General features: G+C 62.7%; 11 protein-coding genes. 6 read left to right on the top strand and 5 right to left on the bottom strand.

The window, feature by feature from the left end; all coding sequences use genetic code 11:
* Positions 1 to 756 precede the first annotated feature (756 nt).
* Together HY556_07510 and HY556_07515 are read left to right on the top strand one after the other, a co-directional pair.
* Positions 757 to 1,236, top strand: a complete 480-nt coding sequence (locus HY556_07510; GenBank protein MBI4393623.1) for a winged helix-turn-helix transcriptional regulator — start codon at positions 757 to 759, stop codon at positions 1,234 to 1,236.
* A gap of 66 nt (positions 1,237 to 1,302) precedes the next feature.
* Positions 1,303 to 2,061 carry a ribonuclease H-like domain-containing protein gene (locus HY556_07515; GenBank protein ID MBI4393624.1) on the top strand — a complete coding sequence of 253 codons (759 nt, stop codon included), beginning with the start codon at positions 1,303 to 1,305 and terminating at the stop codon, positions 2,059 to 2,061.
* 47 nt (positions 2,062 to 2,108) lie between these two features.
* Here the strand turns inward: HY556_07515 and HY556_07520 are convergent, their stop codons facing one another.
* From HY556_07520 to HY556_07535, 4 genes are all read right to left on the bottom strand, one after another.
* Entirely contained in the window at positions 2,109 to 2,675 is a 567-nt protein-coding gene (locus tag HY556_07520; GenBank protein MBI4393625.1) for an adenine phosphoribosyltransferase, read from the bottom strand.
* On the bottom strand, positions 2,675 to 3,427 hold the full coding sequence (locus tag HY556_07525; protein MBI4393626.1) for a hypothetical protein: 753 nt from the start codon (positions 3,425 to 3,427) through the stop codon (positions 2,675 to 2,677). The genes HY556_07520 and HY556_07525 overlap by 1 nt, the downstream gene beginning before the upstream one ends.
* A gap of 425 nt (positions 3,428 to 3,852) precedes the next feature.
* Positions 3,853 to 4,581 carry a hypothetical protein gene (locus tag HY556_07530; protein MBI4393627.1) on the bottom strand — a complete coding sequence of 243 codons (729 nt, stop codon included), beginning with the start codon at positions 4,579 to 4,581 and terminating at the stop codon, positions 3,853 to 3,855.
* A 330-nt stretch (positions 4,582 to 4,911) separates the two neighbouring features.
* Complete coding sequence (locus HY556_07535) at positions 4,912 to 5,184, bottom strand: hypothetical protein (GenBank protein MBI4393628.1); 273 nt, start codon at positions 5,182 to 5,184, stop codon at positions 4,912 to 4,914.
* 642 nt (positions 5,185 to 5,826) lie between these two features.
* On the opposite strand from HY556_07535, the gene HY556_07540 reads away from it, so the two are divergent.
* Complete coding sequence (locus HY556_07540; protein ID MBI4393629.1) at positions 5,827 to 8,628, top strand: FAD-binding oxidoreductase; 2,802 nt, start codon at positions 5,827 to 5,829, stop codon at positions 8,626 to 8,628.
* Positions 8,629 to 8,713: 85 nt separating this feature from the next.
* Here HY556_07540 and HY556_07545 read toward each other — a convergent pair whose 3' ends face one another.
* Positions 8,714 to 9,664, bottom strand: a complete 951-nt coding sequence (locus tag HY556_07545) for a transcriptional regulator (protein ID MBI4393630.1) — start codon at positions 9,662 to 9,664, stop codon at positions 8,714 to 8,716.
* A 176-nt stretch (positions 9,665 to 9,840) separates the two neighbouring features.
* Between HY556_07545 and HY556_07550 the strand changes: the two genes are divergently transcribed.
* Genes HY556_07550 through HY556_07560 form a run of 3 tightly spaced genes read left to right on the top strand, consistent with a single transcriptional unit; the run spans position 9,841 to position 12,112 of the window.
* Complete coding sequence (locus tag HY556_07550; GenBank protein ID MBI4393631.1) at positions 9,841 to 10,062, top strand: hypothetical protein; 222 nt, start codon at positions 9,841 to 9,843, stop codon at positions 10,060 to 10,062.
* Positions 10,059 to 10,892 (top strand): GNAT family N-acetyltransferase, encoded by an 834-nt coding sequence (locus HY556_07555; GenBank protein ID MBI4393632.1) that lies wholly within the window; start codon positions 10,059 to 10,061, stop codon positions 10,890 to 10,892. Before HY556_07550 ends, HY556_07555 begins: the two co-directional genes overlap by 4 nt.
* Positions 10,889 to 12,112: a cysteine--tRNA ligase gene (locus HY556_07560; GenBank protein MBI4393633.1), complete on the top strand. Its 1,224-nt coding sequence runs from the start codon at positions 10,889 to 10,891 to the stop codon at positions 12,110 to 12,112. The genes HY556_07555 and HY556_07560 overlap by 4 nt, the downstream gene beginning before the upstream one ends.
* The last annotated feature ends 72 nt before the right edge of the window (positions 12,113 to 12,184 follow it).

Below are 12,184 nucleotides of genomic sequence, written 5' to 3' on the forward strand. Positions count from 1 at the left end.
GTACAGGCAACATCTCGTTGCAACGATAAATCAGGAAAGGTGAACAGAAATGCTAAATAATCAAACACGAGAGTTGTCCAAACCACAGGGGTGCGCACCACTGTCGCGATTGATAATCCAACCATTCGTGACGCCGTGGGATCGCCCGGCGATCGTCCGCTGGTCCCGGATTGGATTCGTGACGTGACGTACCAGGAGATAGGGTACCGAGGGGTTTCCGAGTACGATCACGTGGAGGGCCCCCCATGGATTTCCACCGGTGATTCCGACGACAACACGAACATGTCGTTCCTTGGCGTCTGCAACGATCCATCGATGCCGGGCGTTTCCACCAAGATCGTTACAGACCCTGCCTTCGCCACATTTTACGACGAGACCCCGCAAATCCTTTTTTGGACGTCGGTTCCCGGAGTTGGGTTCCACGCCAATGACGCACCCCAATTCGAATCGCACGGTCGCGCCCTCGAGGAAACGGCAACGATTCTTGATGTGTCTCCCCCGAGGGGGTTAAGGCCTGAGCAACCCGCTCCGTTGCAGGACTCCGACACGAGACGCCCTACTGGCGGACCAATAGTGCTCGGGGATTCCGTGATTCAAACACGACTCGGGCAAAGCGTGATTCCCGCGTCTAGAATTGGGGAAACTCCGACTGTATCTGTCCAAGCCATTGCGGCGTCCATCCTGGTTCCGCTTATCCTGGCCCTCTACCGTCGTCTTCACGAGCGCAAGGTCCTTGACAATCCGATTCGTCAGCAGATGCTTGCGCTCATAAAGAAGAGTCCTGGCATCTCCGTTTCCGATACGGCTCGCCTGTTGGGCATCGATTTCAAGACCGCTCTTCATCACTCTCGCGTCCTTGCGGATTATCGTCACATTGAGTTGGCGAGGAAGGGTCGTTTCCTTCGCTTGTTCGAGAACCACAACTCCTTCGGTGTCAACGAGAAGGGCTACATCCTCGCGTTCGACTCGGACGTCCGCCGCAAGATTGCCAAGCTCGTCCTCCTCGAGCCCGGGATAACGCAGGCCGAGATGAGGGGCCGCCTTGAGTTCGCGAAGAGTACCGTGAACTTCCATGTCTCTCGCCTCGCATCGAGCGGGATTGTCCAGGCGCATCCCGAACGGCCGACGGGCTACGTGGTCGCGTCCGAGATCCGTAACAAGGTCATCGACGCGCTTGTAACGGCCGCCGAGGCGCCCCGCGTCCCAGCCAACGGGGGTTCGATGGGTCTCTCCTGAAGCCGGTCGACGTCTTTCGTTTCCCCAGACGGCAGGTTCTTTTGACCTCCCGTTCTTCGGGGCGCGTTGCTACGGAACTCCTTCATTTTCCTCCCGGGCGTCGGGGCGAAGACCGAGCGGCGACTCTGGGGCTCAGGTATCTCCGATTGGGCGAAGTACCTCTCGAAGATGCCGGCGATGCGCCTTCCCGCGTGGCAGGAGGAGACGCATCGGGAACTCCTGGAGACCGCCTCGGCGCAACTAGTCGCAGGAAACCCGAGGCTATTCGCCCTTTGGCTCCCGAACGGCGAACACTGGCGGGCTCTCAAGGAATTCGGACAAGATGCAGCGTTCCTTGACATCGAGACCACGGGGATGGGGAAGGACGCGGATATCACCGTGATCGGCATCCACTCGCGCAGGGGCACGACGCAGTTCGTCCGCGGCAGGGACCTCACGCGCCGCGCCGTGAGCGCGGACCTTGCCCGTTACAAGATGTTCGTCACGTTCAACGGGAGCCAATTCGACATACCGGCGATGAGGACGGTGGGGATCCGGTTCCCGAAGGTCCCGCATGCGGACCTGCGCTTCGGGTTGGCAAGACTGGGTCTACGGGGCGGACTGAAACGCATCGAAGACCAAGTGGGGATGGGCCGCGAGGGAGACGTCAAAGGACTCACGGGCTACGACGCGGTCAAGATGTGGCAGAAATGGGAGCGTAACGGCGACTCGCGAGCCCTCGAACTCCTCCTCGAGTACAACCGGGCGGATATCGAGAACCTTCCAAAGCTTGCGAAGATCGCATACGACGGGCTCAAACAATTGGCGCTCACCGGGCTGGAGTGAGCGACGAACCGGCGCCGTCTAGAACCCGGCGAGGTGGCTTTCCAGATTCAAGCCGGGGGGCTACTTGGAAGCGCGCGACCGGAGTCGATCTCAACGCGGCAAAGCGTCTTCACCTTGATCGAGTGCCTCGACTCCACGATGCGCCTCCCATCGCCTTTCTCGAAGACGACGACCACGTCGACCAATCCGACGCCAAGACCGCGCAATGCGTCGATAAGGGTACCAAGGGTGCCGCCGGTCGATACCACGTCGTCGATCACCGTGACGCGCATGCCGCGTGCGAGCCCGTTGATGAAAAGCTCCGTCTTGGAATAGCCGGTCGTCTGTGCGATTCTTGCCTCGCCGGGAAGTCTGTACGCCCTCTTGCGGACGATGTTGAGCGGCACGCCCGTGCGCTCCGACACCGCCACCGCGACGGGGATCCCCATCGCCTCGACGGTGACCAAAGCGTCGGCCCGGAAGTCGCCGATCTTCATGAGTTCCGAGGCCACCTCGTCTAGAAGAGCGGGTTCGATCGCTGGAATCCCGTCGGTCAAAGGGTGCACGAAATAATCGTAGGTGCCGAACTTCACGACCGTGGAGCGGCGGACGGATTCGTCGAGGAGGCGCCCCATCAGACGCTCCCCTCGCCATGTTTGGATGCGCTCGAACGAAGCCACTGCGCGATGACGCGGGCCCCGCCGGAAAGTCCCGCTGGCCCGTCCAAACCATGATCGCCCACGGGATTCGCGACCCCTACGACCGAGCCGGCGGGCACCCGCGCGGCACGAGCCGACCAGAACAAGGTGCCCGTTTCCATGTCGAGCGCGTCAACGGACCCGCTTTTCAACATTGAATCGTATGCGACGGCGATAGGGCCCGGTGGAGGGTCGTGGAAAAAGGACGCTCCCATGACCACACCGGTCCTGCCTTTCGTCCCGCTAGCGCGTAGCGCCCGCTGCAGTTCACCGAGAAGCCCGGAATCGGCGTGGGTCCGCACGATCCCCTGACCGGCCCCGACGCTCGCCACACCGTCATGGAAGGCGACGCCTTCTCGGGCGATCACCACGTCGCCGGGCAGGAGGTCCTTCGCGAGGCTGCCGCACGTCGCGTAACGGACGACGCGCTCGAGTCCGTGCCCTTTCACGTCGGCGAGCGCCAGTTCGACGTTCGGCGCCCCGACGCCTGCGACGCAAAGAAGCGCTGGACCGGGAGTCAGGCGATGCCAAAGGAAGCCGCGGTACCCACCAAGCAGTTCGTGGTGCAAGCCGGCGTTCTTGACGGCGGTCAAGACCTCGGATTCGTCCTCGCCGTTCGAGAGGATAAGGGTGCCGTCTGCGGCCCGGAGCCATTCCTCGCGAAAACCCGTAAGCCTCGAAGCGACCACGCGTCCCGGAGAGGGGAATGGCTTCAAGAAACTAGCTGCCAACGGGACAGAGCTAGGCATAGAAGGCCCCCGAACTCGCAAGACTCGCCCCCTACTCCCCCGGTCCTCGGGAAGAACGCAGATGGGCCCAGGGGAGGCCCGCGGACTCGAACGTCTCGCCCGCTACTCCCCTGGTCCCTGGGAAAATCACAGATGGGCCCAGGGGAGGGTGGGAAAAACCCTCCCCTAGGACGTCATCGTCAGGGGGTCTGCCTCCTTTGCGCGACCCTGTTCAATGTGAAGAAGGAAAGGCGGACTTTCCTTCGCGTGTGACGTGAAGAAGGGAGAAGGCAATCTCCCCTCTATCGATGGTGAAGAAGGGAAGGCGTTCCTCCCTTCGTGATCCTTAGCCGGCCATCCAGCAGGATGGCCGGCGCTGGGCCTCCTTATCTTGCGTAATAGTTCGGCGGCTGAACGCCCAGGAACATGTCCACGTCGACCTTGTCGTGGTTGTGCGGGAATAGGTGCTCCTCGTAGGGACTGTACTGATTATGGCTGTTCCCGTTCTCGACGGCGCCGGGACTGCCGCTATGCGTTTCGCAGCCGTCGCAGGTCGTGAGGAACTTTCCGAGGTCCACCACATCGACGAAATTGTAGTCCTTGTTGATCGTCGGGTCCCGCGTCATGGGCCCGATCTCGACGACGTAGGTGTAGTACCTCTTCACCTGGAGGTCGAGCCCCAGGAGAAGGACCTGCGGGTCGAGGACACCGTTGGCCCTCACGCTGGCCTGAGAGTAAGTGTACTCGACGACATGCCACGGTATCCCGTTCGGGTCCGAGAAGTCGAAGTACAGGCCGGTCCTGTTCAACGTGGGGTTCCCGCGAGGATCGGGCGTAAGGTGCTCCGTCGCGTAGACGAACCTTTTGCTTCCGAGGCAATTGGCCGTCGGCGCCAGGCGGAACAGTTCCTGGTCGTTGAACCAGAGTATGTTCGCCGTCACACGGCAGGTCACGGACCCGGCTACGGCCCCGAGGCTTATCGTCGGGGTCTCGTCGATCACTATGTCCACGTAGGACGTATGCCCTTCCACCGCCGATTTCGAGGCGATGGGATTAGCCGAGGCTATCGGAACGACGATAGCCCCAGCTACCAGTAACACCAACCATTTTCCCATTGGATTATCCTCCCATCTGTGGCGGCAGAATCCGAGCGCATCCGCGCGCCGGATCAAGACCCTCTGGGGGTCCGGTCACCGGGTTACGAATTCGTCTCTTTCTGCCGTCCCATCTCGGGGGCTCCAACCACGGCTTCAAGCCGCTTCACGGTTGTCACCCACCGGAGTTACAAACACGCTTTCCATCTTAACGTGTTGTATGTCACCGTAGTGAGTGACAGACGATAATACTTTGCTGATAGAGTCTCGCGAAATATTAGAGAAAGAATAGGTTTTCGCGAATTTAGAGAAGGAGGCACCGGGCCCTCTTCGGGCCCGGGCGTGTGATCTTCACCTGCTGTTTCGCGTCTCGGGGGCGGCCCCGCGCCGCGCGGCCTTCATCGCCGGCGCGGGCGCACCCGTCATCAATGCTTTTCCCGCAGCCTCGTTGGTCCCATCCATGGCGAATGCGACACTCACATGGAACGGCACTCGCCCGAGGCGCGGTTGTTCCCTGTTCGGTTTCATGAACAGGAGCGATTCTCCTGTCGGCGGCACGGGGTCCCCGGGCTCGCGCGGCACGTGGAACACCATCGTGTAATCACGTATGTCGAATTTCTTCATTGCATCCCTCTCCGACGACGCGAGATCCGCATCGCAACTAGATATGGCGCGGGTCGGTATCTAAAGAATCGTGATTGACCAGGGTGAAAATCTGCACAGTGTATTCTCACACGAAAGAATCGGTCCATCGCCCACAAGAATCGTCATCTTTCCATGACCAGTCCTTGACGCGCGTGTTGGTCACTCTAAGGAGGAAACCTATTGTCCATGCGTACGTTTTAAATCTAACAAGCGTTGCATTTCTTCCGAGCAGTAACATGCCGGTGACTTAGTCTCGCAAATCGAAAATCCGAGTGGAACCACGACCGCGTCCACGTCGGATCATGGGTAGAGAATAGACTCACGCGAGGAAAACCGTCGCTCAAAGTGACGTTTCAGCCGTGGTTGACGTTTGTATGCAGCGGGCCAGTTGCACCGTCACTCTTCTGCGTCGCAGAACCCGAACCATGGTCGTGACGCACGTCGCCTCCGTGCGCGTGGGCCGCCCGTTGGCGCGCGGTGCCCGACCGGGCGACGGACGTCGTTCTTGTGGCGGCCTCTTTGCGAAGGCGATCTCGCCGTTTTTCATCTGTTGGAAGTGCGATCCATGAGGTCGCCACGTTTAAATAAGGACATCCGCCTTCCCGCGCGAGGCGTTCAACGTTGCAGCTCCAAGATATGATCATGCACCCGCAGAAGGCGATGGCGCGGTTCGATCCGTTAAGGAAGGAGCTCACGGACGGACAGAAGCGGGACCTCATGCACACGTTCGGGGACCGCGTCTCCCTCGACTGGAACGAACGGCTCATCTATTCCCATGACGGGGGTGCCCTACCTGCGCCGCTACGGATCATGTTGAAGACGCGCGCCGCGGCCGTCATCCGTGCGCGCGATTCCTCCGACCTGTACCACGCCCTGCGCTTCGCCAAGACGCATCTTCTCCCCGTGACACCCCGCGGGGCTGGCACCTCATGGAACGGGGCCTCGCACCCCGCCGAGGACGGTTTGGTCGTGGACATGCGCGGCTTCAACCGGGTCCTCGCCATCGACGAGACCGCGCTGACTTGCACGGTCGAGCCTGGGATCAACTTCCTTACCCTCGAGAAGACGCTCAATGCGAAGGGATTGTCGCTACGCACCCATCCGACCACCGCCCCGGGTTCGACGGTCGGGGGCCGCGTCGCGTTGGGCGGTGGCGGCTACGGGAGCCTCGAATTCGGGTCGTTCGGCGACCAGGTCGTCGAGGCCGACATGGTGCGCCCGGACGGAAAACAGGTGACCCTCAAGGGAAGCGACCTCGACCTCGTGGTGGACGCCGAAGGCACGACCGGGTTCATCACGCGTCTCACCCTGCGGGTGAAGAGGATGGAGGCGGTCGAGCCTCTCCTCATCACCTTCAAGGACCCCGAGAAGGCGTGCAAGGCGTTCGAGGCCCTCTCCCGGCTTCCGCTCTGGAATCTCCACATGTCGACGCGCGAGTTCTCCGTGATGAGAAACGACGCCCAAGGGACGAAACTCCTTCCCGGCGACGCGGAAGCGATCCTCCTCGCGGCGCCGAAGGAGAGATTGGCTGCGCTCCAGTCGCGCCTCGATGACGTCGTGAAGGCGTTCGGTGGAGAGGTCGCGAAAGGGGACCTCGCCAAGAGGGAATGGGACAACAGGTTCAACCAGATCTCCGTGAAGCGGATGGGCCCGAGCCTCGTGACTGCGGAGGTCGTGGTGCCGGCGGATCGGCTGTTCGAGGCCCTGGAGGCCGCGCGCAAGGCGGCAAAGCTCGAGGAGTTCGGTATCTGGTGCCTCGCGGTGGGTCCGCGCGAAGTGCTCCTTGTCTGCCAAGGCCTCGCGGACGAGCGTCGACCGGATTACGTCCTGACGCACGCGAATTCCGTCGCCATCGTCGATTCGGTGAAGAGGTTCGGTGGCCGGGTCGCATCCGCTGGCCTGCTTTTCCCGGGTGAATCGAAGAGAGCGTACGGATGGGAGCGGATGAACCGCTGGCGCGACTTCCGGCGAAAGTATGACCCGAAGGACCTCATGAACCCGGGGAAGATCTTCCCGGCACACCTCTCCCTTGCCCCGCCCATGGACCTTGCATCCTTCATGAAGATGAACAAGCCTTTGATGATGCCCCTTCGCGGCCAATTCCCCTACAAGGGCGCCGCGAAGGAGGATTCCGCCTCGCTTGCCATCTGGAGGGCCTCGGGCGCCGTCAACGCATCACGCGGACTCTCGAAGCTCGCCCATGACGTCACCACCTGCTCGTCGTGCGGCTGGTGTTCGAACGTCTGCCCCGTCGGCGAAGTCGACCAATGGGAATCCGCCCTCCCACGGGGCCGCGTGAACCTGGCGTCGTACGTGCTCACGGGAACCGGCAAGGTCATCAAACGGAGCCTGCCGACGCTTCACGAGTGCACAGCGTGCCGTCGATGCGAGGAGGTCTGCCCGTCGAAGATCCCGCTCGTATCCGTTTTCGAGGGACTGAGGTCGACCTTCGTGGAACGGGGGGCCGGCTCGAACACCGCCTTCGCGGCGATGGCCGGATCCGTGAAAAAAGAACACAATCCCATCGGAAGGCCCCACAAGGACCGGAATACGTGGGCGACGGGCCTCGCCTTCGTCCCGACGGCGACCACGCTCCTCTACGCCGGATGCACCGCGTCATATTCGAAACCGAACACGGCGAAGAACGCCGCCGCCATCGCCAAGGCCGCCGGCATCCAACTCGCCCACCTAGGTGCCGATGAATGGTGCTGCGGAGACACACTGCTTCGGACGGGCCACGAGACCGAGGCCCGCGAGACGATCCTACATAACGTGAAGGCGGTGGCGGCGAAGAACCACGGCCAGATCCTTTCGGTGAGCCCTGACTGCCACCGGACGATAAGTAAGGAATGGAAGGAGGCTGCGGCCGCGGAAGGGTTGGAGTGGGAGGTCGAGGCGAAGTCGATCGTCACCGCGATGAGAGAATGGGTCGATTCGGGAAAGATCAAGTTGACGGCCCCGTTCCCGAAGAAGGTCGTCTGGTATCCTGGGTGCGGCCACCGACTGGCGATCGGGCCGTCGGGTAGTGCGTTACTCAAGAAAGTCCCCTCCCTCGAACTCATGGAAGCCCCGGATTTCGTCTCCTGCGGTGCTGGCGCCGGTATGCGGCAGGGTTACAAGGACAAGGCCCAAAGGATGGCCACGAACCGGCTCAATGAACTCAAGGCCATGGGAGTCCAGACGGTCGTCACGACCTGCGGGACCTGCATCCTCAACCTCGAGGAGGCGAACACCGTTGGAAAGATCGGGTTGGAGATCCTCGACATCGTGGACGTCGTCGCCGTGTCCGCGGGCCTCATGACCCCGCCCGCCCCGCCGTCTCAACCTGCGCCGGCAAAGCCCCAGGCGACGGCGCCCGGTGCGGGTGCTGCGACGCCGGCGGCGCCTCCGGAAAGGCCCGCGCCTCCCGTCCCCGCGAACTAAGCACCTGCAGACGATACTTCGAAAACAAAGGGGTCGTGGCCGCCGCTTCATGCGCACTTACGGGCGTTCGCCAGGCGTGATCGCCCTACTCCGTCTTCTTTCGCCTTTCCTCGATCACGGAGACCATCTCGTCGGCGGAATCCATCTTCTCCATTTCTGTCTCGCCGACGAGCGCGGTCCCCTCGACGGACGTCTTCGTGCGCATCTCGCGCACGACGAATACCGCGTGTTTGCCCGTGAGGCCGGCGATGTCGGCAAGCGCCCGGGCGCGGGCCTTGAAGTCCGCTTCCCCCTCGGATACGCCGGTGAAGATGAGGGTCTTCCTTGCGGCGCTCACGGCCGAGAACGGGCTCCGCTGCGTCTCGGCGACGTCGTAACCGAGTCTACGGAATTCCAAGAGGGCGTCTCGTAGCAGTCCTTCCTGGAGGTTCTCCAACCGTGATGGGTGCGAGACCTTGGCGGGATCGAAGGCGAACGGGTCGAGGGGCCGGCTGATCGGGGCTTCGAGGAACTCCTCCATCCTCAATACGACGTCGACCATCGCGTTCATCCCCTCCTCGTACATGGCGATGGCCCGACGGGACACGCCTGCTACTTCAGCCAGTTGGCCGAGGGAGATCGCGCGTTCCTCGCGTAGCCGCCGCAGCGTCGCCCCGTCCACGTGGACGTAGAAACCGCCCGGCCCGGCAAAGACAAGCGGCGGCGTTTCGCCCACGAGGAAATCCTCCAGCGTCTCCAGGCTCGTGATGGTGACACCATGGCGCACGTAGAGCGCTCCCTGTTCGAGATCCCCCGCGGACGAGCGCTCGCCCACAAGGAGCGGTGTCCCTCCGATGAACTTCGCGATGACGCGTAGTTCCGAGGCGACGTTTTCGGAAATGGAGTCCACGTTCGTGAGGACCTTCACGACGAGCATCTCCTCGCCGCGCCTTGCGATGACGTCGAAACTTAACGGTCGGACATCGCATTTCTCGGATAGTGAGAAGCCTGCGGTGGCAAGGACACGGCGCGTCTCCTCCAGTATCTGCGCTCTCATCGAACTGCCAAAAAGGATGCGTCCTTCTATATCAACTTTCCTTGAATTCTATGGTGGACTGCGCGTCGGCCGTCGCCCGCGGCGCCCGTCGCTTGGGCAAAGTCCGAAGCGCGAGCCCTTCCTATGACGCACCAGTAACCGAAACGGCATAACGGGGCTCCCCGTACTGTCGCACATTGAGTCCGACCCCAGACAAGGGCGCGCCCGGCCATCGAGGCGCCCCCCCGCGCCTTGACGATCGTCCCCTGTTCTGCCGCGAATGCCGTTACTGGTACGGCGCCGAGGACGACGAGTACGGCCCCTGCCAGATAAAGCACGGCCGGGCGGCGAACGATTTCCTCACGCACGGGGGCCATTCATGTGACGAAGGCATGACCAAGGGGAAGGACAAGCTTTGACGCCCGCGACGCTGACTTTCAGGATGATGGAACGCGACGACGTGCGCTCCGTCTCGGCTCTTCTCAACGAGGCCGGCTGGGCCTTCCTTCCACATGAGATAAGCAGGCTTTTCGAATTGAGCCCAAGCCTATCCGTGGTCGCCGAGCGCGATGCCGGCCTCCTAGGGGTCGCCATGGGGACGCTTCATGGCGAGCTCGGTTGGCTCGGGAACGTCGCCGTCAAGGCTTCGGAACGAGGCGGCGGCATCGGGCGGCGACTGGTGGAGGCGACGATCGCCGAATTGGAAGGCGCCGGGGCCAAGGCCGTGCGCCTCGCCTCGACCGCCGTCGCCGTGAAGATGTACGAGAGGCTTGGTTTCGTACAAGAGGGCCACGTGCTTGCCCTCGCGGGAGAAATCGACGGCCGGGCGGCGCCCGCCTCGATGCGCCTTACGCCGGCCCACCTCGAATCCGTGATCATGATGGATCGGACGGTCTTCGGCGCGGACCGGTCGCGAACGCTACGCCGACTCCTCTCCGAGTTCAAGGACAACGCGGCCGCCACCGGGAACCCGGTCACCGGTTATGCGCTCCTGCACGACGGCGTGTTGGGCCCGCTTGTGGTCGGAAGCGGCGAGACGCGCGACGCTGAAGCCCTCGTGCGCTCGGCAACAGCCGGGTACGCGGGAACTGTGGAGGTCGCCGTCCCGGGGGCCAACGCGAAGGCGGTGGCGCTTTTCGGCCGCATGGGGTTCAAGGAGGCCGTTCGAACGACACTCATGTCCCGTGGCCGCGCCCCGGCGATGACGTTGTCATCCATCTACAGTCTCGGGGGGCTTGAGAAAGGTTGACGCTGCGGCTCTACAACACGCTCTCGAGAAGCGTTGAAGCATTCAAGCCGCGTCACCCGGAGTTCGTCTCGATGTACGTGTGCGGGCCCACCGTCTACGACCACGCGCACATCGGGCACGCGCGCTCGTACGTCTTCTACGACGCGCTCAAGCGATACCTTGTCCACTCCGGTTACCGGATCCGCCACGTCCAGAACTTCACGGACATTTCCGACCGCCTTCCACTCGTCGCAAGAAAACGCGGGAGTTCGGTGGTGGAGACGGCGGAGCATTACCTTCGCTCCTTCAAGGAGGACATGGCGCGGCTTCGGACACTCCCTCCCGACGTCGAGCCGCGGGCGACCGAGCACATCGGCGACATCATCGAACTCGCCAAGTCGCTCATCGCAAGCGGCCAAGCATACTGCAACGATGCTGGCTGCTTCTTCGACGCGGCCCACTCACCGTGCTTTGGCGACCTTGCCGGCCGTCTCCCGCCGATGAAGCCTCCGGTGGACGGCAGGAAGGACCAACGGGACTTTGCGATCTGGCGGTTCACGGAGGATGCCGGCGCCACGTGGGATTCCCCGTGGGGCCGAGGGCGCCCCGGTTGGCACATCGAATGCCCGGCGATGGCGATCCGCCACCTAAGTGGACGGGTCGACCTCCACGGTGGAGGACTCGACCTCATCTACCCGCATCACGAGGCGGGACGAGCCGCGGTGTGCGCGGCGACGAGCAAGCCCTTCTGCGATTTCTACGTCCATAATGGCTTCGTGACGATGGGCGATACGAAGATGTCGAAGTCCGTCGGCAACTACGTGACGGTCCGCGATCTCCTCGGCATCACGGATCCCGGGACGTTGCGGTATTTCCTCCTCTCCAAGAAGTACAGGGACGCGCTCGAATACTCGGCGGAGGCGTTGAAGGCGGCCCAGGCCCGGTTATGGGAGTTGAGGTCCGCGTTCGCGGTGCTTCGGACGGTCCGTGGTTCGGACGGGTTTCCAACGGAGTCCACGGGTCAAAGGCCCGACGTCGCCGCCGCGCGCTCCTCCTTTATCGCGGCCCTTGACGACGACTTCGACACGCCGAAAGCGCTCTCGCTCATGCACGCCTTGGCCGGCGAAGTCGCGGCCGCCGTCGGAGCGGGGACTTTGGGCGAGGACGATGCGCGCGCGGCGGTGGAATTCTATCGCGAGGCCGACTCGATCCTAGTGGTGCTTGAAGCGGGGCAGGGGTAAGCGGGGTGCGGGTCCCTGCTCGAGGCCAGCGCGTCCCTTCCTATTTAAGAGCCAGTAATGATGCAGCGCCTT

It is taken from the genome of Euryarchaeota archaeon, from assembly GCA_016207515.1.
Lineage (GTDB): Archaea > Thermoplasmatota > SW-10-69-26 > JACQPN01 > JACQPN01 > JACQPN01.